Consider the following 20,597-nt stretch of genomic DNA (forward strand, 5'->3'; position numbering starts at 1 on the left):
AGAGAGGGGGTATGGAGTATGGCGACGTTAAGAATTTGTGATCAAGGACACGAGTACTACAAAAGTAGCGATTGTCCAACTTGCCCAACCTGTGAGAAAGAGAGAAAGCCAAAAGAAGGCTTTCTTTCTCTTCTTTCAGCACCAGCAAGGCGAGCGTTAGAACATTATGGAATTCATACTTTAGAAGAACTTTCAAAGTATGGTGAAAAAGAAATTTTGAAACTGCACGGTATAGGGCCAGCATCTTTACCTCAATTGAGAGCGGCTTTAGAAGATAAGGGATTATCATTTAAATAAAAAAACTAATCATTAGTGGGGAGTAGCATCTTCACTAATGATTAGTTTATATAATCGGTATTAATTAGCTGGATAAACGCGTATAACGAAATCCCATTTTGAAAATCGTGAATCGATGGACAAAACGCTTTAGAAGATGGATGTATGAAGCGTAGAGAACTTGATAAAGAAGATAAGCGAATTGATTATAATATTAAGGAAGGAAGTGCAACACTATGGATTTGGAAACAGTAATGCAAGAGCTTGAAACTCTCGGTAAGGAACGAACTAAAAAAATATACATATCCAATGGTGCAAAGGATCCACTTTTTGGCGTAGCTACAGGTGCTATGAAACCAATCGCAAAGAAAATAAAAATCAATCAAAGTTTAGCTGAAGAGCTGTATGCCACAGGTAACTACGATGCGATGTACTTTGCAGGCATTATCGCAGACCCAAAAACTATGAATGAATCGGATTTTGATCGTTGGCTGGATGGAGCGTACTTTTATATGCTGTCCGATTATGTGGTGGCAGTAACTTTATCAGAATCAAATTTTGCACAAGACGTTGCTGATAAATGGATTGCAAGTGGTGACGAACTAAGAATGTCAGCGGGCTGGAGTTGTTACTGCTGGCTTTTAGGAAATCGAAAAGACAATGAATTTTCCGAAAGTAAGATTGCCAATATGCTAGAAGTTGTGAAAAATACAATTCATGATGCGCCAGAACGAACGAAATCCGCTATGAATAATTTTCTAAACACCGTGGGGATTTCATATGTGCCGCTACATGAAAAGGCAGTTGAAACAGCAAAGGAAGTAGGCATAGTAGAACTAAAACGGGACAACAAGAAAAGCAGTTTTCTAAATGCTTACGAAAGTATTCATAAGGAACTTGATAGAGGAAGGCTTGGTTTCAAGCGTAAATATGTAAGGTGTTAAAAAATAGAAGAAACAGCCTTAGCTCTATACAATATAGAGCTAAGGCTGTTTTTTTACGCTGTTCCAATCTGATCTTGGTCTGCAACGTCCGAATCGAATGTGTTTGTTGCGCTAACGCCGCTAAAAGTATTGACGACAAATCCGACATTGGAGGCCCCAGACCCGTTATAAGCTTTCGTATTTTCTTTCGGAGACACGTTATAAAAATCTCCTAAGTTGAAAGAGCCGTTACTGTTTTGAACGACGAGATTTCCTACAACCGAAGGCATACCATCCACCTACTTTGCTAAGCTTTTTAATTACTATATGAATTATTTAGAGGAAGGTTCATCAGTAATAAATTGGCGGATTTGCATAATACGAGAGTTATTAAAAGCATAATCAACATTTCCAATTTGAAAGCAACCAGAATTTAAAAGTGTCCGCACTTCAACGTTGTTTACTTCAATAAAAGGACACTCATTTATAATATTTACTTTTACATCTGTGGTTCGCTTTGGAATAGTAATGTGTTCATCTGTGAAAATTTCAAAAGCATCTAAGCGACCTTCTCCTTTTAAATAACAAGGAATTTCCCGATGAACCAAAAGCGCCCTGCTTTTTAATTCCATTTGATTTGCATCACCAACTTGAAATACTGCAGCAATCCCCAAAGAAATAATAGAAACATTTTGGACAACTGAAACATGATGTAACATAATTTTGAGTCTCCTCAACCTGGAGTCGTAGGGACAGCTGTTACTAATGGTACAAATGGCCCCTCTGTAACGGATTCGAATGGCGTATCAAGAATAGAAGAAAGGATGAGAAGGTTTGCATCTCCAATTAAAAATAATGCGGCAGAAGAAACCCCGTTCATTTTAATCTGTCCTACTTTCAACTCACGATTTACGACGTTTACATTCATACATGCTCACTCCTTTCGAAAATTGCCCGGTATGTGTTGAATAAAAGATAGGAATGCTTTGTCAATATCTTGTTTCATTGCTTGAATAATGACGTCTCGTAAATAATCGGGATCTGAGGAAATACCCTCATACGATTGAACTTGTGATAAATAATACGGAAGTCTATGTTCCATCTGTTTTTTTATGTCATCCACCATCATTTGTCGATACATCTCATCAAGCGGCGTTCTCTCTTCTTGTTCAAAATGGAGAATTCGACTATATGCTTCTTCATCTAAATAGCGATGCATTTCTTGAAGGATACCTTGATAAAAGTCTGGATTTGTTTCTGTTTCAGGATTTACCTTTAACGTTTCTGTATCCACTTGAAAATCTTCAATTTGCTGCCCTTTTGTCGCAAATGGATTTAAACCAATATTTAAAGTGCCGTTTAAGTTCTCAACTTTTAATTGATCGAATTTATATTCCACTTTTCCTATAGAAGAGGAGGGACGACTTTTTAACTCATTAAGCTCTTCTTGTAGTAGGCGAACTTGCTCTTCAAGATTTAGAATAGTTTGCTGCTGTATTTGGAGAGCTTGCTGAAGTTGGTGTAAGTAAGTATATATATCTTGATTCATTTTGTGAAACCTCCTTTTCAATAGGGAGGGTATATTCCTGCTATATATTTATGATAAGTTTGGTCTAAGAAGAACTAGTTGATGGCTTAATGGAAATAATTTGTCCTTTCGCCTGTAAAGGGCGAAGAGGTTCTGTAAATCCGCCAGAATTTGAGAATTTAGAAAGAGCCTTAATACTGCCTGCAGTTCCAATTTGAAAAACGGAAGAGGTCGTAATGCTATCAATTTTAATGCTGTTAATGATGATACTTTGGTTCACATAAAAATTCAATGCAATCGCCTCCTTTAGTTAGAACCGATTATTGCTTGATCAATTACATCGGAATCATTTACAGTCGTTGAACTTTGATAGTTGTAGACAGAGATATTATCACCAACATTAAAGGAGCCGGCCCCGGCAAAAGCACGTGAATAACTAATAGGTCTAATCGCAAATACATCTCCAATATGAAAAATACCACTTGATCCAATATTAACGATACGAATATGTCCGACCATAGCTGGCATACAAAACACCTTTCGTTTTTAAAATTTTCTTTTCTACTATTGTATGGGCGTTTTCAGTAAAATGTGTGTTTTTTTGAAATAAAAGAAGCACATACGTTATTGCGTATGTGTTTCGAACATTTGAGTGTGTGTGTAATCTGTGTGTATAGGCCAAACAACATTTAAGAGCCTGTCCAGTTCCTGGCTACAATCCACTGTTTTTTGAGAAGTCATTCCGTAGCGTTCAGCAAAATAGATCATTTTTTCGCGTTTTTTTTCGATAGCTTGCTCAAACATTGAAATCGGCTCCATCTCTCAATAAATTTTATGTATATATGTAGTACATATTATACAAAAATCCCATAAAAAAGAAACATCTTCGCTAAAAAAAGTATAATTTCTACATTTTATGTCAAATAACGGATGAGGAACAAATATAAGAATGGTTGAATATTGTAAAAATTAGCGTGTGTAAGAAGGTTTTTTTCTTAAGGATGCGAATACAATTAAAGGGTATGAGTTTTAGGATGGAGAGTGGAAATGTTGCGTTTTGTAACGGCGAAGAAAGAAGAAAAGGTATTTGTAGGTATTGTGGATGAAGAGGAAGAAAAAGTATTACATTTAAGAGAAGCGCAAAGACAAAAAGGGGAAAAGGTTACTATCCCGATTACCATGTTAGAGTGTATTGAAAGAGGAAGCGAATGTCTTGAGAAAGTGTGCGACATTGTAAATTGGGCGAAGGAAAATGCGGGATCGGCGTATTATCCGTTAGCAGAGGTGAAAATATTAGCACCGATTCCAAGGCCGAGAAAAAATATTCTTTGTGTTGGAAAGAACTATCGTGAGCATGCGGTAGAAATGGGCGGAGTAGAGTCTATCCCTGAAAATATAATGATTTTTACAAAGGCGCCAACAACAGTTATCGGAATTGATGAGCAAATTAATGGTCACCCTCACGCAACGAATGAACTAGACTATGAAGGAGAACTAGCAATCGTTATTGGTAAGCGAGGGAAACAAATAAAAATAGAAAAAGCTCTTGATCATGTTTTTGGATATACAGTTATAAATGATGTAACTGCTCGGGATATTCAAAGGAAACATAAACAATTTTTCCTAGGGAAAAGTTTCGATACATTTTGTCCGATGGGACCGTATTTAATTCATAAATCGATGGTTAGAACGCCGAATGCATTACACATTGAAACAGTGGTAAATGGAGAAGTAAGGCAAACTTCAAATACGAGAGAAATGATTTTTTCAGTAGAAGAAATTATTTCAACTATAAGTAAAGGTATGACATTAGAGCCAGGAGATATCATTGCAACAGGGACACCAGCTGGTGTTGGTAAAGGTTTTACACCACCGAAGTTTTTACATGCTGGTGATGAAGTTGTTGTTACAGTAGAGGGAATTGGTACGCTAAGAAATATAGTGAAATGAAAAAAGAGCTATCTTGTGAAAAGATAGCTCTTTTTTATGGGCGTGGATTAACGGAGTAATCTATAATGGCGAAAATATACAATCCGATTAATGCTAAAGTGCAAATTCCAATTAGCATAACTGCAAGTGCGCTTCTCTCACGGCCAAAACCGATAATTGTAAGGAAAACAGCAGTCCAAAATGATGTTTTGAGTAGTGTGAATGTATTAGGAGTTGAATAATGACTAAGTAAAGTTGTAGATAATATGAAGCCGATGAATGTCATAGAAATAAAAATTGTAGCTAAATAGTTAATATGTTTACCGTATTTCAATAGCATGCAGTTACCCCCTTTTTCTAGAAAACAGAATATTCAATTTTATTTTACGGTAAATTACTAAAAAAAGAAAGAGGTTGTCCTATATTTAGGACAACCTCACTATGATTAAGATAGTACAGCTTTAATTTTTTGGAATGCCCACTCTAAATCTTCTTCAGAGATTACTAGAGGTGGTGCGATACGAATTACGTTTTCGTGTGTTTCTTTACATAATAGCCCAGCTGCTTTTAGTTGTTCACAGTAAGGACGAGCTGGCTCGTTTAATTCGATGCCGATGAATAAACCTTTACCGCGAATGTCAGTAATCATTGGGTTATCAATTTCTTTTAATTGTCCAACTAGCTTTTCTCCTAATTGAAGAGAACGCTCTGTTAATTTTTCTTCTTCTAATACTTCAAGAGCTGCGATAGAAACAGCACATGCAAGTGGGTTACCACCGAATGTAGAACCGTGAGAACCTGGCTCGAATACGCCTAAAATATCGCTGTTTGCTGCAACGCAAGAGATTGGGAATACGCCGCCGCCAAGTGCTTTACCAAGTATGTACATGTCAGGAGTTACATTGTCCCAGTCGCAAGCAAATACTTTACCAGTACGGCCTAAGCCTGTTTGGATTTCATCTGCTACGAATAAAACGTTTTCTTTTTTACATACTTCAAAAGCTTCTTGTAAGAAACCAGCTGGTGGAATGTTAATTCCTGCTTCACCTTGGATTGGCTCTAAAATGAATGCAGCTGTATTTGGTGTAATCGCAGCTTTTAACGCTTCTAAATCACCGTAAGGAATTACAATAATGCCAGGAAGCATTGGACCGAAGCCACGCTTGTACTCTTCGTTTGATGACATAGAAACAGCACCCATTGTACGTCCGTGGAAGTTATCTTCACAAACGATGATTTCTGCACGGTTTGCTTCTACCTTTTTCACATCGTAAGCCCAGCGGCGAGCTGTTTTAATTGCAGTTTCAACAGCCTCTGCGCCTGTATTCATAGGAAGTACCATATTTTTATTTGTTAGTTTCGCAACTTTTTCGTACCAAGGACCTAATTGATCGCTATGGAAAGCACGAGAAGTTAACGTAACTCGATTAGCTTGGTCAATTAAAGCGTTAATGATTTTTGGATGACGATGACCTTGGTTTACTGCAGAATATGCACTTAGTAAGTCCATATAGCGGTTTCCTTCAGGATCTTCTACCCAAACGCCTTCTGCTTTAGAAATAACGATTGGAAGTGGATGGTAGTTATTTGCCCCGTATGTGTCTGTAAGTTCGATAATATCCTTAGTTTGAATCATGATTGTTCCCCCTTTTGTTATTACAAGAAGTTTGTAAATACTCTAAATATTATAGCATTTAAATGTAAAAAAGCGAAACATTTCCTGAAAATAAATGAACATGTTATCATATAGAGTGAAAAAGTGTGAAAAGAGGAGGTAGGGATACGATGGTACATATGCATATTACAGCATGGGCGTTAGGATTAATTTTATTCTTCGTTGCGTATTCACTTTATTCAGCAGGAAGAAAAGGTAAAGGTGTACATATGGGGCTTCGCCTTATGTACATTATTATTATTGTGACAGGCTTCATGTTGTACATGAGTATTGTGAAGACAGCAACAGGTAGCATGCACATGTGGTACGGTCTAAAAATGCTAGCTGGTATTTTAGTAATCGCTGGAATGGAAATGGTTCTTGTGAAAATGAGCAAGAACAAGGCAACAGGGGCATTTTGGGGATTATTTGTTATCGCACTTGTAGCGGTATTTTATCTTGGTTTGAAATTACCAATTGGCTGGCAAGTATTTTAATTGAAAATAAAACCACCTTATGATCTCAAGTATTTGGGAGATAAGGTGGTTTTTTTATTTTATATTGCATCGATATGTAACTCTTCTCCGTTTACTTTCGTAAATCGCAAAATATTTTTATTAGAGGAAGAGTGGCGTACGAAATGATGCTGCAATGTACAAATCATTTCGTCGTTATCGAATAAAAGAATATTTACTCCTTCGCATGCTTCATCTTTCGGTAAGAATGATAAATAATTATGACAATACATGCAATCATATAAAGAGTAATGAAGCGATTGTAATGATTCGGTTAATAATGTAAAGACAGAGTCAGGTAACTCCTCAAGCCATTCATTATAGCTAAGAAGTAATTTTTTTCGAATTCGTATCATTTCCCCGTTTTGGAGAGAATGTTGTTCATTTGCAATTTGCAATATGTCTTGTTCATAAAAACGAGCTGGTAGCCAATTGTTGTTATATAAAATTTCAAAACCATCTTCGGCAATATCTTCTAATAGAAAAGCCTCATCATTTTCATCATCAAAGAATACCCATTCATTGTTTATATATTCCACATTACCGATTGAATGAGCGCGCGGTTGGTTATACAAAATATGTTTGCGTTGTACCATAGTTCATTTCTCCTTTTATAGAAGTAGTTATTCTTGTTATGGACATTTCGTACGTTCTTTATAACTAGACACACCTAAAGATAGATGGGCATACAATAAAACACGCTTCACACAGTGAAACTGCTATTCCGTATATGGAAAGTTAGTTATCGTCAAGTTTGTTATTTTTATGTATCCGCACTCATAGGGTGGGGATTACTGCACGTTCAGAAACAGATATTAGATTAGGAAGGATGATTCTTATGTGCGGGATTACAGGATGGGTGGATTATAAGCGCTCATTAGAAGGGGAAAGGGACATCGTGACGAAGATGGCGGAAACGCTAGCGAAACGCGGTCCAGATGATAATAAAGTTTGGATTAAAGGGAACGTTGCATTTGGGCATAAACGGTTAATCGTTGTAGATCCTGAAGGTGGTAAACAACCCATGACTTGTTTGAAAGATGAAACGAGTTATGCGATTTGCTATAACGGAGAGCTCTACAATACAGAAGATATTCGCAAAGAGTTATTAAGAAGAGGTTATACATTTAAAGGGCATTCTGATACAGAAGTACTATTGGCCTCTTATATCGAATGGAAAGAAGAATGTGTCGATCATTTAAACGGTATATATGCGTTTGCAGTATGGGATGAGAAAAATGAACGAGTCTTTATTGCAAGAGATCGATTAGGTGTGAAGCCACTATTTTATAAATATGATAGCGGGCGATTATTATTTGGTTCAGAGTTAAAAGCGATACTGGCGCATCCAGATGTGAAGGCGGAAGTATCGTTGGAAGGGTTGTCAGAAATATTCGGCCTCGGACCATCTAGAACGCCTGGTCACGGTATATATGCTGGTATTCAAGAACTGCGCCCTGGTCATGCAATGACGTTTTCAAAAGACGGTTTATGCATATGGAGATATTGGAATGTGGAAAGTAAAAAACATGAAGATTCATTTGAAGAAACAGTAGAGAAAACTCGGTTTTTATTACAAGATGCGATTACGAGGCAATTAGTTTCTGACGTACCACTATGCACTTTTTTATCAGGCGGTGTAGATTCAAGTGCTATAACAGCAATTGCCGCAAAAGAATATGAAAGATCAGGGAAAGGGCAATTGCACACGTATTCTATTGATTATGAAGATAACGACAAATACTTTAAAGCAAATGCATTTCAGCCAAATTCAGATGCACCATTTATTAACTTAATGACGGAGACGTTTCAAACAATCCACCATCGTTGTGTCATTTCAAATGAACAACTAGCACAGTATTTAACAGAAGCAGTACTCGTTCGTGATTTGCCTGGTATGGCAGATATTGATTCGTCATTATTATGGTTTTGCCGTGAAATAAAACAAGATTTTGTCGTCGGTTTATCTGGAGAATGTGCAGATGAAATATTCGGTGGTTATCCGTGGTTTTATAGAGAAGATGATTTACAATCAAGTGCATTTCCGTGGATGCGTTCTACAGAAGCGCGTGAACAACTTCTAAAGAAAGAATGGAGAAATAAATTAAATTTACAACAATATGTGCAACAACGCTATGAAGAATCCATTCAAGAAGTTCCTATTTTAGAGGGAGAAAGCCCATTAGAAGCGAAGAGACGACAATTATTTTATTTAAACATGGTATGGTTTATGACAACATTATTAGACAGAAAAGACCGTATGAGTATGGGGGCAAGCTTAGAAGTACGCGTTCCATTTGCGGACCACCGACTTGTCGAATATGCGTGGAATATTCCTTGGGAAATGAAAATGTATAAAAACCGCGAAAAAGGTCTATTGCGTAAGGCGTTAGAAGGATTACTTCCAAATGATGTATTGTATAGAAAGAAAAGTCCGTATCCGAAAACGCATAATCCGCACTATACGAAAGCAGTCACAGTATGGCTCCAAGATTTATTAACGGATAAAGGCTCAATTTTGCATGAATTGTTCGATAAAGAGCAATTGAGCGGGTTGATCGAGTCTGGTGGAAGTGCATTTCAAACGCCATGGTTCGGTCAATTAATGACAGGGCCTCAACTTTTAGCGCATTTAGCGCAAATTCATGTTTGGTTTAAAGAGTATGGGGTAAATATTAAAGAATAAGGGAAAAGCGGCTTACATGTATGTGAGCCGCTTTTTTTATTAAAAAAATTATCATATAAAATTTAAGATCATATTATAAATAATACTTATTTATAATTATTACTTTGACGTATTTATTATCACTTGTTATACTTGGAAACGAATGTTCTTGAAAAAGATTCTCATTTCCAAAATTGAGATGTTATATAGATGACGAAGAAGAAAATAGGTTTGCTTGTGATGGCGTATTATACTCACATTCGTCACAGGTGTAAGCCGTCTGAAGAAGCGCTCCAAGATTTAATTGGACGGTATAAAGCAATTGGTGGAATTTCACCGCTTGCGAAAATAACGAAAGAGCAGGCGCATAAATTAACAGATTCAATGAATAAAATGTTACAGAGTATGAATTTGTTTGTTACTTAGGTTTAAAACACATTGCCCTATTTAGAAGTTTTATCCCGCATTAACGGGCAGTAAAACTGCCACCTCAAAATTCAGCTGGAGCAAAGAAGTTAGGTGGGAGATCAACTGCCCGTAAATGCCCGATTGGTTCAACTAATAATCAGTGTGGGATGAACACCCCCCCACTGATTAAAGTTTCACTTTATATGACAACGATTATGAGTGTAAAGTTGTAACGGATGAATTAAATGCCGCATATTTTAGACCAAATATGCCCAATTCACAATCTGTATTTATTGATTGTTCAGCTGAAATTGTTTCCAAAAAAATGAAGGAAATAGTTGACAAGGATTTAGTTTTGAATAATAATTAGTTTATAATAATTTTAAATAAATAATAATTACTATGAAAGAAAGAGGAGGTTCCCCCTTGATGAATCCAAATAATCGCTTAACAACAAACCAAGGTGCTCCAGTTGGAGATAACCAAAATTCTCGTACAGCTGGTCGCCGTGGACCGGTATTGTTAGAAGACTATCATTTAGTAGAAAAACTTGCTCACTTTGATCGTGAACGTATTCCAGAGCGCGTTGTGCATGCACGTGGTGCAGGTGCCCACGGTGTATTCGTAACGAAAAACAGCATGAAGCAATATACGAAAGCAGCATTTTTACAAAATGAAGGAACTGAAACACCTGTATTCGTTCGTTTTTCAACGGTTATTCACGGTCAAGGTTCTCCAGAGACAGCTCGTGATCCGCGCGGGTTCGCTGTTAAATTTTATACAGAAGAAGGAAACTACGATATCGTAGGTAATCATTTACCTGTTTTCTTCATTCGTGATGCAATTAAATTCCCTGACATGGTGCATTCTTTAAAGCCAGCACCTGATACAAATGTTCAAACGCCAGATCGTTACTGGGATTTCATGACGTTAACTCCAGAATCTACACATATGATGACATGGGTATTTTCTGATTATGGTACACCAGCAAACTATCGTGAAATGGAAGGTTTCGGCGTACATTCATTTAAATGGATTAATGCAGAAGGAAAAATCGTTTACATTAAATATCATTGGAAACCGCAGCAAGGTGTACGTAATTTAAATGCGAAAGAAGTGCAAGAAGTACAAGGAAAAGACTTCAACCATGCAACTCGTGACTTATTTGATGCAATCGAAAAAGGAAACCATCCGAAATGGGATTTACACGTACAAGTAATGCAACTAGATGAAACGGATTCTTTAGATTTCGATCCATTAGATCCAACGAAAGTTTGGCCAGAAGATCGCTTCCCATTAATAGAAGTAGGGACAATGACGTTAAATCGTAACCCGAAAAACTTCTTTGCGGAAGTAGAGCAAGTGGCGTTTACTCCAAGTGCAACTATAAATGGTATTGAAGCATCTGAAGATAAATTATTACAAGGGCGCTTATTCTCTTACCCAGATACACAGCGTTACCGCCTTGGTGCTAACTATTTACAAATTCCTGTAAACTGCCCATACGCTGCTGTTCGTAATCAACAACGTGATGGTGCGATGCAAGTGGATCAAAACACATCTACAATAAACTATGAACCGAGTCGCCATACTGAAAATCCAGTTGAAGATCCAGCTTACCGCGATTCAACTATGAAAGTAGAAGGCTACGTATCTCGTGAAAAAATTGATAAACCGAATGACTTCAAACAAGCGGGTGAGCGTTACCGTTCATTCTCTAAAGAAGAGCAAGAAAACTTAATTGCGAATTTAACAAATGACTTAAGAGATGTAAATGAACGCACGAAATTACTTGCTATTTGTAACTTCTTCCGTGCAGATCATGACTATGGAATGCGTTTAGCTGGGGCGTTAAATGTTGATATTACGCAGTATGTAGGGAATGCTCCGAAGTAAATAGGAAAAGACGACTGGAAGAATTTTCGGTCGTCTTTTTGTGTAAAAGATGTTTTACACGATGTATAGAAGATGTTATACTATTGTCAAATAAGTTTTACATACAAGAGGTGTATTTCATGAATGTTGCGATTTTTATTATTGCTTTAAGTGTCTTTTTATTTGTTGTGTTTGCTATTGTAAAGATGTTTATAACGATCGGGAAACAAGGTGATGAGCGCGCCGCGTTTATAAAAAATAAAGCGATGGCTGAGACGATTCAAATTGCGATGGGGTTAATGGTACTTGAGATGATACCTTTTATTTATCATCGGTTTAATGAAACGGTAGGGACACCGTTTAATCCAGTTCGCTTTTTAGCTGTAATAGCGATTGCGTTTCTTATTATATTAAGCTTGAACAAAAGTAAGTACGGTGATTCGTAAGTTATGAGGGGGGATTCTTCGCTTCCGTCATGTCGGAATTTGTTGGTAAATCGATATGTTGTGTCGAAAAGTCGATATAATAGAAGGAAACGATCGATATATTTAAAAAATCGTTGATATATTTTCTGTAATACTAGATGGGGATACACGAGCGCAAATGCGAATAAATTATATGTATCAATTTCGATATATAGCAAAAACGATAAAGGTGATAATTTCCTTTTACTTAATAAAACTAAGTGGCCTGAGTTCTACATCAATAGGAACTCAGGCTTTTTTATGCGAAAAATTTATGAAGTCTTTTTGGAATAAAACTTAGGACAAGAAAGAGTGCGATTTCACCTAAAATAGCGACAGTAATATTGAATAAGAAGGTGCGGAAATTTACAGTGATGTGATTGAGGATAGCGTATTTCCAGTAGGATAAGCTCATGAAAATCACTCCTTATAGTGTTTTTTATAGTATATAAAAGTTGTTTCGTAAAAGTGCATGTCCTTGTTTATAATTTGTAAAAATACAAAATGAATTCTCAACAAAATCTCAACAATTGAGTAAGAAAAGATTATGGAATATATTACTTATCCCATTACGTAGAAATAGAAGTATTTACAAAATAATCTTCAGAATTAACATAAAATTTACAAAAAACTAATAAATTGTTGAAATAATACAAACAAAAATATATACTCTTTATATACTTTTTACAAAATAAGGGATGTGATGAAATGGTTTACAAGGTTACTTAATTGTATATGAGTTGTTCGTTTTAAAGATTCGAAATAACTTTAAGTGAGGAGAAATGAATATGTTTCGATTTATGAAATCTCCAATTGGTATAGCGATTGGGGTAGCAGCGGTTATATTGGCATCACCAAAAGCGAGGAAGGGATTACGAAAACTAGCAGTAAAAACAGTATCAGCTTTTCTTGGTGCGAAAGAACAAATTCAAAGTGCTAGTTCAGAAATGGAAGAAGCTTTACCAAAAGTGAAAGAAGCGGCACGTAAAGTGGCTGTGAGAACAGTATCACCAATTTTAGGAGCGGTAGAAGCTGTTCCAAATACAATTTCTAAATTCCAGGAAAAATGGGTTTCTCGTGTAAATGCGTATCATTCTGAGCAAAATATAGATTATGAAAATTTGCCCGTCAGTCCTTAAGTACCACATGAGCAATCAATCTTTTTACTTCCTTCAAGACGATAAGGAGGATGATGATGCAAAGTAAATCATTAAAAACGAGATTTATACGATCGTTACCTGGAAGAATTCGAATTGAAATTTACAAGCTAAAATACAACAAGAACATGGCGAACTTGATATTAGACCGATTTAGTCAAGCGGAAGGTATTTATCAAGTAAGTCCCTCTATTTCTACAGGAAGAGCCCTTATTACTTACGATATCAACAAGACCTCCCTACATAACATTTGTAAAATAATTCAACTTATAGAAGCACAAGTGGTCAATAGAAAAAAGAATAGTCATAATAGCAGTGAAGAAAAGAAGGAATTAATAGATTATTCATCTAGTGTAATTTCTCGTAATAATGACACTGTTCAGAGAAAAAAAGATGAAGGTGTTCCGTTACCGTTAGCACTTTCAGTTGTTGGGTTAGGTGCTTTCGGCATAAAACAATTATTTATGGGTAGATCTGCCTTAGCTAGAAGTCCTGGTCTTTTTTATGTATCCGGAGCTTTATCTGTTGTGACAGGTTATCCGTTCCTTAAACGAGGATTCAAAAAAATGGTTGCTAGCAAAAAGGTGAATTCTGATCTAGTGCTTGGTGTAGGAACACTTGCACTTGCGCTCGCGCGGGAGAATATTGTCGTGCTTGCCGGTCTTAGCCTATTAAACTACTTAAACTGGAAGCGTAGTCAAGCAAACATAAACGAAGAAAATGAGGCGTATAAAGAAAATCTCCTTTCTCCGGAGATTAAAGCCTATAGTGAAAAACAATCAAAATGGGGAATGATTTTTGGTGGAGCAACTTGGGCTTTCACTAGAAATCCTTTGCGCGGAATGGCAGTTTTATTAGCTGCTAATCCCAAACCAGCTGTCTCATCGGCAGAATATGCGTGGCGACAAGGTGACCTTGTTGCAAGAGAAAGAGGATATGTCATTCCGAGTGGTGGGTCGTTATCGCAATTGTCTCGGACAAAAACGATAGTATTGGATGATACATCTCGTATATTCCAGGTCTCAGCAGAGGGAATGAGTTGTATTTCACAAGATGAAAATGACGGGCAAGTTTGGTGCACAGCCGCTTCTCTTATTGAAAAAAGTGAGCATGTTTGGAAAGAAGAAGTCGTGCAACAGGCGGCGAAAACTGGAAGAACGTTAAGAAAGACGTTTGAAGTTCAAGTAGAGAATGAAGGGATAAAAGGTGAAATTCAAGGGATAACTTCCTTTTTCGGAAGTAAAGATTTTGCCGAGCGAAATGGTGTAGATATAAGTGCGTATGAGCTGGAAGCGAAGAGACTTGAAAAAGAAGGTTTTCAAGTTCAGTTCGTCGCTAAAAATAAAAAATGCTTCGGTCTATTAGTTGGATCGAAGGTTACCATTATTCCTGAATTCAAAGAAGTAGTGAATGGGTTACGTGAAAATAAGTGGAGTATAGGCGTTTTGCAAAATAGTTTACATGTAAATCGTAACATTCTTTCTCATTATGGTATGGATGATAGCTGGCAGCAGGGTGATGCTGTCGAACGGGTAAAATTGCTTCGTTCAAATGGAGAAGAGGTATTATTTGCAACTGATCAAAATACCGATTTTCCGTCGATATCATTTGAAGAAATAAAAAATATCTCTCAATCTACAGCGTATGCAAACCGAATCAATATATTGGTGAATGAGCATTTCCGCGCAGCGAAAGTGTGGAATGTGGTGGGAGAGATGTTAGCAGTTTGGTCTATATTCACAGCACCTGTAATCGCCTTATTGGCAAATGCTTTATCTTTAACGTTCTTATCTAGGGCGAAAAGAATGAGTGAGAAGATATTTTCTTATGGAGAATTGTCGAGAATGGATTCTTCTCAGCCGAAAGCGATTCCTGCCAAAATAGATCAAATTCCGTGGTATACACTCAAGCAAGAAGAGGTAATGAATAGATTACAAGTTGAAAAGCAATATGGATTAAGTAGTGCGCAAGTGAATATGCGAAAAGAAGAATACGGAATGAATCAAATTGAACCGAAACCGTCAGTTCCTTGGATTGCATCATTTATGGGCCAATTTAAAGAATTTACATCGCTTATTTTACTTGGAGCAGCCGGGTTATCTGTTATATCTGGTGGGTGGTTTGATGGATTAGCAATGGGGACAATTCTCGTTGTAAATGCAATAATTGGGACGCTTCAAGAACGGAAGGCGGAAAAGGTAGTTGAGGCTTTAAATCAATTCCGATCCCCTGTTTGTAAAGTAATACGAGAAGAAGCAGAAATAGAAATATCAAGTAGTGAACTCGTTCCGGGAGATATTGTCTGCCTGGAAGCGGGAGACCGCGTACCTGCTGATCTTCGCGTTGTTAACTCTTGGAACTTAGAAATTAACGAAGCGATGTTAACGGGAGAGTCACTTCCAGTTGAAAAGAAAGCGGACGCTATGCTAGAAGAATGTTCGTTAGCAGAACGAAACAATATGCTCTTTATGGGGACGTCTGTAACACGCGGTAAAGCGGTAGCAATTGTAGTAGAAACAGGTATGTGTACAGAGATGGGCTATATGATCTCCTTAATGAAAGGAGAAGAAACAGAGCCTACGCCGCTGCAGCAAAAGGTGACATCTATTAGTAAAACATTTATTAAAGGAGCATTTGTAGCTGGTGGTCTTGTACTTATGGCGGGGCTACTAAGGGGACTGCCAATTACGCAAATGATCACGACGTCGGTTGCTCTTACTGCTTCTGCTGTTCCAGAAGGGTTGCCAATTATGATCACAATTGCTTTAAGTGCGGGTATATTCCGTATGCAAAAGCAAAATGCACTCGTTCGGAAGCTTTCGAGTTTAGAAACGCTCGGTAGAACAACGGTTATTTGTTCTGATAAAACGGGAACTCTTACGAAAAATGAAATGACGGTTAAAGTAATTGCTACGCCGAATCGTTTATGGAGTGTAACGGGTGATGGGTATGAACCAGTAGGAGCGATTGCTGATGTAACTTCATCTAAAGTTGCTGCTGCTGTAGATACGGATGTAGAAGAGGCTATTTATCATGAAACGGAAAGTATGCCGCTAGAAAATCCTGATTTAGCTCGCATTCTTCAAATTGGTGTCCTTTGTAACAATAGTAAATTAGAGCAGGAAGATGACCTATGGGTTGTGAAAGGTGATCCGACTGAGGGAGCTTTATTAAGTTTAGCTTCTAAAGCGGGTGTGCTGCATGAAAATATGGCGTCATTTGAACGCCATCATGAGGAACCGTTTGATTCAGAGACGAAAATTATGAGTGTTGTTTGTAAAGAGAGTAACGACGAAGAATTATATAAGTTATCGAAAGGTTCTGTAGAGGCAATTCTTACTCGTTGTAAATGGTATCAAGATAACGGTCAAATATATCCGTTATGTGATAAGCAAAAAGAAGTTATTTTACAACAAAATGAAGAATTTGCAAAACAAGCATTACGAGTATTAGGTTTTGCGTACAGTGATGGCGAACATGATGATCTTACTTTTGTTGGATTAGTCGGTATGATTGATCCGCCAAAACCTGAAGTGGAAGAGAGTATTCGTGAAGCGATTGAGTTAGGTGTGAGGCCAGTAATGATCACGGGAGATCATCCGACTACGGCGATTTCGATTGCGAAACAAACTGGAATTTGGAATCGTGAAAATCGTGTTTTAACGGGATTAGAAATTGATAACATGGCAGATGAGGAATTAAAAGAAGTTGTGAAAAGTACATCTGTTTTTGCTCGTGTGACTCCGGCTCATAAATTACGAATTGTAACTGCCTTCCAAGCTGATGGTCAAATCGTCGCGATGACTGGAGATGGTGTAAATGATACACCGGCTATAAAAAAGGCGAATATCGGTATTGCGATGGGGCAAACCGGAACAGAAGTTACGAAAGAAGCCGCTGATTTGATTTTGAAGAAGGATCATTTCGGTTCAATTGTTGAAGGGGTAAAAGAAGGTAGAACGATCATCGGAAACATTCGCAAAGCAGTTGGTTGTTTATTAACGGGAAATTTAGCGGAAGTATTAGTGACGAGTGCTGCTGTTATTGCAGGAATGCCAATTCCGTTAGTGCCAATTCAAATTTTATTAATGAATCTTATTACCGATGCTTTACCAGCGATGATTTTAGCTGTAAACCCTGGAAACAAAACGAAGCAAACGAAACGCCAAGATATTGTTGATAAAGATTTGTACAAAAAAGTTGTGACAAGAGGAGTATTGCTTGGGGTAGGTTCGCTCGCTGTATTTGGTATTAGTTTAGCAGTTGGGGTGCCACTTCCAGTAGCACAAACATCAGCATTTGCGGCTTTAGTTGCCGGACAGCTCATTCAAACTTTCTCTTGGAGACAAGAGGGATCAGAAGAAACAATGCGTGATTGGTCAAAAGATCGTTTCTTTATTGCAGCGTTAGGAATGTCTTGGCTCGTATTACTATCAGCTATATATGTACCGCCGTTAGCTCGTATATTCCATACGGTTCCGTTAACACTCACGCAATGGATACCTGTTCTTCTTGTAGCGGGCACAGTGTCTCAAATCTCGAAACCTATTATTAATTTAGTTTCATATAAGAATACTGATTTAGTAAAACCGGTAGTTTCTGAATCTGCATTATTAAAAACAGTGTAAAGGAGCAATGAAAATGATACGAAAAGTTGTTATTGGATCTACTTTAGCGTTAGCGAGTGCCGCTTTATTACCTGTTGTAAGAAATACACTTCGTCCGCTTGTTGAATCAGGAGCAAGAGGTGTGAAGTCTACTTTTGAAACAATTAAAGAAGAAGTAGAAGATATTATTGTGGAAGCGAAAATCGATAGAATGCAAAAGCAATTTGAGAAAGAACTTTCTTATGTGGAAGAAGACATTACTGATGAACAAGAAGTGATAGAAGCGGCAGCTGAACAAGCGCAGGATGAAGAGGGGGAGATTAAGCATGATGCATAAAGCTGTAGATAAAGATGTAGAATATCATTTGGAAAAAGCGTTAGAGCATTTTGAACAGGCATTAGATTTAAGTGTGAAAACGGCATCGGAAAATAAAGCGATGCAAAAAGAGGTTGCTACGAAAATGGGTTCATTCACTAGTGAAATTTTCCACTCGGTTCGTGAAAAAGGAAAAGAAAACCGTATGAATATAATGAAGTGGTTCACTCTTCCTCGTTTTTAAGGGGGGAAGGGGATTAAGTGGAAGGAATATAGGGAGTCTGTATCTCTCCCTTATTCATATTCCATACTATGTATGTCACGTAAATTATCTTAATGTTCAGAAATATAGTTCGCGTGGAGGAGTGAATGAATTAAATGACAGCATGGATGATGGTATTAGCACTAACATTTTCATCAAGCATTGATAACTTAGGGGTGGGAATTTCTTACGGCATTCGCAACATACGAATTAGTCATTTTTCCAATCTTATCATTTCGGTTATTTGCTTTTTGTTTAGTGTGGCCGGGATTTATTTTGGATTATGGCTTTCAAAAATTTTGCCTGGGATTATGCCAGTAGTCATTGGTTCTTTCTTATTAGTTGTCATTGGTCTTCGAATTGTATTATTAGCAATTCCGCGTAAGGTGGTAGCTGAAGGAGCGGAAGGTGAAGTAGCATCTACGGAAATAAATGGTTTAACGAAAAATATAGGTGAATCTGGAGGAATCGGATTTGTAGAATCTATCTTTCTTGGCGTTGGTCTGTCTGCTAATGCATTAACGAACGGATTAGGTGCTGGTTTATTCGGTTTGAATCCGATAGCAATATGTGTTGCTGCGGCAATTGGTAGTTTCATAACAGTTTGGGGCGGAGTTGCATTAGGGAGAAAGATAGCTCACGTTCGTATTGGGAAATTTACTTTAGGACAATTTGGAACATTGATCAGCGGAACGTTACTATTAATTATTGCATTTGCTGCATTTTTTGATTGATTTATCCCGCTATTTGCGGGCTCATAATCAGTGGGGATGAACAAAACCCCCACTGATTAAAGTTTCATTTTATAGAAAGAGAAAGGGATGATAGTTTTAACATCAGATGAATAGAAGGTGAGTGAAAGTGAGATTACTTTATAAAAGGTTGAAGTACTCTGAACTTGAGGCGGAATTACAATTAGTAGAAAGTGTTTTAAGTTCAGGATATTTTATTTTATTAGATATATTCTTTTTGTCTTCATTATTAACAGTGCTAACTTTTTCCTTGCACCATTCATTTCTAGTTGCGTTTTTCACTTTTATTAGTTCTTATATTGTTTGTAGTAGCATATTTTTTTTATTGAGAAAATGGTTGCAGTAAGTTGCGCTATTAAACTTTGCAGAAGAAGCTGTCTTAAAAAATTTCGATTTTTTAAGATGGCTTTATTTTATGAGTTGTAATATATGTTTACAAAATGTAAACATATATTACGAATCCCCACCTTGTAACTCGGCAAAAAAATTTGTTAATATAATTGTATAGAAGTTGTAGTTATCTTGCGTGTGACAACTATGATTATTCTCATGAATAGAGGGGAATGGAATATGTCTGAAGGAACTGAAAGAAGTAATCTTGGGTTGTTATTAAAAGAATTACTGAAGGAAAAATCTTTATCGATGCGAAAACTGAGTGCGCTTACTGGAATTGATACTGCTACTATTTCGATGATTATAAATGGTAAGCGGAAAGCAAATCCGAAGCATTTGCAAAAGTTTGCAGATTGCCTTGGTATTCCGATCGCAGATTTGTTTGTGGCGGCAGGTTATTCTATTGAAACAAAGCAGGAAGAACAATCTGATATTCATGTATCCATTAATAACATTGAACATTTACTTGAATCTTCACAGTTATATGATCAAAAGTTTAGTATCGCGAATGTAGAGCAACAATTGGCTAATTACGAACAATATTCGCAAACAGAAGAAGGAAAAGAAACGATTGAAAAGGGGTTTACCGAGAAGATTCAGAAGGTAAGTAGTATTGGACCATTTATTAATGATCTGAAAGAATTGTATGAGAGATTTACGAAAAAGAAGGGGACACCTGTAGAACTAGCTTTAATGGGAAGTGCTCTCATCTATTTTATTCTATCAGTCGATGTGATTCCGGATTATATTTTTCCTATTGGTTATTTAGATGACGCTGTTGCTGTGCAACTTGTTTTAAATTCGCTATTGAAAAGATAAGATATTTATATGAATAGATAGATAAAGATATTTATATACCAATAGTTTGGAATA

Annotated in this window: 24 protein-coding genes and 1 pseudogene; 15 read left to right on the forward strand and 10 right to left on the reverse strand. The window is 37.0% G+C overall.

The features are described from left to right. Nucleotides 1-18 precede the first annotated feature (18 nt). Together FT637_RS06585 and FT637_RS06590 are read left to right on the forward strand one after the other, a co-directional pair. Nucleotides 19-297, forward strand: coding sequence for an RNA polymerase alpha subunit C-terminal domain-containing protein (locus FT637_RS06585; RefSeq protein ID WP_193645629.1), 279 nt, complete (start codon nucleotides 19-21; stop codon nucleotides 295-297). Nucleotides 298-512: 215 nt separating this feature from the next. Continuing rightward, on the forward strand, nucleotides 513-1,220 hold the full coding sequence (locus FT637_RS06590) for a DNA alkylation repair protein (RefSeq protein ID WP_193645630.1): 708 nt from the start codon (nucleotides 513-515) through the stop codon (nucleotides 1,218-1,220). Nucleotides 1,221-1,273: 53 nt separating this feature from the next. Here the strand turns inward: FT637_RS06590 and gerPF are convergent, their stop codons facing one another. From gerPF to FT637_RS06625, 7 genes are all read right to left on the reverse strand, one after another. Continuing rightward, complete coding sequence (gene gerPF, locus FT637_RS06595; protein ID WP_001141570.1) at nucleotides 1,274-1,489, reverse strand: spore germination protein GerPF; 216 nt, start codon at nucleotides 1,487-1,489, stop codon at nucleotides 1,274-1,276. 42 nt (nucleotides 1,490-1,531) lie between these two features. After that, nucleotides 1,532-1,918, reverse strand: a complete 387-nt coding sequence (locus tag FT637_RS06600; protein WP_193645631.1) for a spore germination protein GerPE — start codon at nucleotides 1,916-1,918, stop codon at nucleotides 1,532-1,534. A 14-nt stretch (nucleotides 1,919-1,932) separates the two neighbouring features. Next, nucleotides 1,933-2,127: a spore gernimation protein GerPD gene (locus FT637_RS06605; RefSeq protein WP_193645632.1), complete on the reverse strand. Its 195-nt coding sequence runs from the start codon at nucleotides 2,125-2,127 to the stop codon at nucleotides 1,933-1,935. 6 nt (nucleotides 2,128-2,133) lie between these two features. Then, complete coding sequence (locus tag FT637_RS06610) at nucleotides 2,134-2,748, reverse strand: spore germination protein GerPC (protein WP_193645633.1); 615 nt, start codon at nucleotides 2,746-2,748, stop codon at nucleotides 2,134-2,136. A 64-nt stretch (nucleotides 2,749-2,812) separates the two neighbouring features. Continuing rightward, a complete protein-coding gene (gene gerPB / locus FT637_RS06615) occupies nucleotides 2,813-3,019 on the reverse strand; it encodes a spore germination protein GerPB (RefSeq protein ID WP_001012506.1) in 207 nt (68 codons plus the stop codon). A gap of 14 nt (nucleotides 3,020-3,033) precedes the next feature. Continuing rightward, nucleotides 3,034-3,255 carry a spore germination protein GerPA gene (gerPA, locus tag FT637_RS06620; protein ID WP_002149890.1) on the reverse strand — a complete coding sequence of 74 codons (222 nt, stop codon included), beginning with the start codon at nucleotides 3,253-3,255 and terminating at the stop codon, nucleotides 3,034-3,036. A 96-nt stretch (nucleotides 3,256-3,351) separates the two neighbouring features. Continuing rightward, nucleotides 3,352-3,531, reverse strand: a complete 180-nt coding sequence (locus tag FT637_RS06625) for an aspartyl-phosphate phosphatase Spo0E family protein (protein ID WP_193645634.1) — start codon at nucleotides 3,529-3,531, stop codon at nucleotides 3,352-3,354. Between the two features lie 243 nt (nucleotides 3,532-3,774). On the opposite strand from FT637_RS06625, the gene FT637_RS06630 reads away from it, so the two are divergent. Continuing rightward, on the forward strand, nucleotides 3,775-4,677 hold the full coding sequence (locus FT637_RS06630; protein ID WP_002158910.1) for a fumarylacetoacetate hydrolase family protein: 903 nt from the start codon (nucleotides 3,775-3,777) through the stop codon (nucleotides 4,675-4,677). Between the two features lie 34 nt (nucleotides 4,678-4,711). On the opposite strand, the gene FT637_RS06635 is transcribed toward FT637_RS06630, so the two are convergent. Beyond that, entirely contained in the window at nucleotides 4,712-4,996 is a 285-nt protein-coding gene (locus FT637_RS06635) for a hypothetical protein (protein ID WP_002149887.1), read from the reverse strand. 105 nt (nucleotides 4,997-5,101) lie between these two features. Beyond that, complete coding sequence (gene rocD, locus FT637_RS06640; protein WP_000616665.1) at nucleotides 5,102-6,292, reverse strand: ornithine aminotransferase; 1,191 nt, start codon at nucleotides 6,290-6,292, stop codon at nucleotides 5,102-5,104. A gap of 149 nt (nucleotides 6,293-6,441) precedes the next feature. Between rocD and FT637_RS06645 the strand changes: the two genes are divergently transcribed. Next, on the forward strand, nucleotides 6,442-6,807 hold the full coding sequence (locus FT637_RS06645; RefSeq protein WP_071770332.1) for a YisL family protein: 366 nt from the start codon (nucleotides 6,442-6,444) through the stop codon (nucleotides 6,805-6,807). A 59-nt stretch (nucleotides 6,808-6,866) separates the two neighbouring features. Here FT637_RS06645 and FT637_RS06650 read toward each other — a convergent pair whose 3' ends face one another. Then, nucleotides 6,867-7,421, reverse strand: a complete 555-nt coding sequence (locus tag FT637_RS06650; protein WP_193645635.1) for a DUF2777 domain-containing protein — start codon at nucleotides 7,419-7,421, stop codon at nucleotides 6,867-6,869. Nucleotides 7,422-7,663: 242 nt separating this feature from the next. On the opposite strand from FT637_RS06650, the gene asnB reads away from it, so the two are divergent. The 11 genes and pseudogenes from asnB (at nucleotide 7,664) to FT637_RS06705 (ending at nucleotide 20,543) form a co-directional block, all read left to right on the forward strand. Beyond that, complete coding sequence (gene asnB / locus FT637_RS06655; RefSeq protein WP_193645636.1) at nucleotides 7,664-9,511, forward strand: asparagine synthase (glutamine-hydrolyzing); 1,848 nt, start codon at nucleotides 7,664-7,666, stop codon at nucleotides 9,509-9,511. A gap of 189 nt (nucleotides 9,512-9,700) precedes the next feature. Continuing rightward, nucleotides 9,701-10,268: pseudogene (locus FT637_RS30560) on the forward strand (ferrochelatase). 59 nt (nucleotides 10,269-10,327) lie between these two features. Then, nucleotides 10,328-11,794: a catalase KatB gene (gene katB, locus FT637_RS06670; protein WP_193645637.1), complete on the forward strand. Its 1,467-nt coding sequence runs from the start codon at nucleotides 10,328-10,330 to the stop codon at nucleotides 11,792-11,794. Nucleotides 11,795-11,913: 119 nt separating this feature from the next. After that, complete coding sequence (locus tag FT637_RS06675; RefSeq protein ID WP_193645638.1) at nucleotides 11,914-12,219, forward strand: hypothetical protein; 306 nt, start codon at nucleotides 11,914-11,916, stop codon at nucleotides 12,217-12,219. Between the two features lie 806 nt (nucleotides 12,220-13,025). After that, a complete protein-coding gene (locus FT637_RS06680) occupies nucleotides 13,026-13,376 on the forward strand; it encodes a YtxH domain-containing protein (protein ID WP_193645639.1) in 351 nt (116 codons plus the stop codon). 56 nt (nucleotides 13,377-13,432) lie between these two features. Continuing rightward, complete coding sequence (locus FT637_RS06685; RefSeq protein ID WP_193645640.1) at nucleotides 13,433-18,022, forward strand: cation-translocating P-type ATPase; 4,590 nt, start codon at nucleotides 13,433-13,435, stop codon at nucleotides 18,020-18,022. A gap of 13 nt (nucleotides 18,023-18,035) precedes the next feature. Next, on the forward strand, nucleotides 18,036-18,338 hold the full coding sequence (locus tag FT637_RS06690) for a hypothetical protein (RefSeq protein ID WP_193645641.1): 303 nt from the start codon (nucleotides 18,036-18,038) through the stop codon (nucleotides 18,336-18,338). Then, nucleotides 18,328-18,561, forward strand: coding sequence for a hypothetical protein (locus FT637_RS06695; protein WP_193645642.1), 234 nt, complete (start codon nucleotides 18,328-18,330; stop codon nucleotides 18,559-18,561). Before FT637_RS06690 ends, FT637_RS06695 begins: the two co-directional genes overlap by 11 nt. A 134-nt stretch (nucleotides 18,562-18,695) precedes the next feature. Continuing rightward, entirely contained in the window at nucleotides 18,696-19,313 is a 618-nt protein-coding gene (gene ytaF / locus FT637_RS06700; protein ID WP_193645643.1) for a sporulation membrane protein YtaF, read from the forward strand. Between the two features lie 127 nt (nucleotides 19,314-19,440). Further along, nucleotides 19,441-19,677, forward strand: coding sequence for a hypothetical protein (locus tag FT637_RS30435; protein ID WP_002134945.1), 237 nt, complete (start codon nucleotides 19,441-19,443; stop codon nucleotides 19,675-19,677). Nucleotides 19,678-19,901: 224 nt separating this feature from the next. Continuing rightward, nucleotides 19,902-20,543: a helix-turn-helix domain-containing protein gene (locus FT637_RS06705; RefSeq protein WP_193645644.1), complete on the forward strand. Its 642-nt coding sequence runs from the start codon at nucleotides 19,902-19,904 to the stop codon at nucleotides 20,541-20,543. Nucleotides 20,544-20,597: the final 54 nt, after the last annotated feature.

The sequence above is a fragment of the Bacillus cereus genome (assembly GCF_015071065.1).
Taxonomy (GTDB): domain Bacteria; phylum Bacillota; class Bacilli; order Bacillales; family Bacillaceae_G; genus Bacillus_A; species Bacillus_A cereus_BA.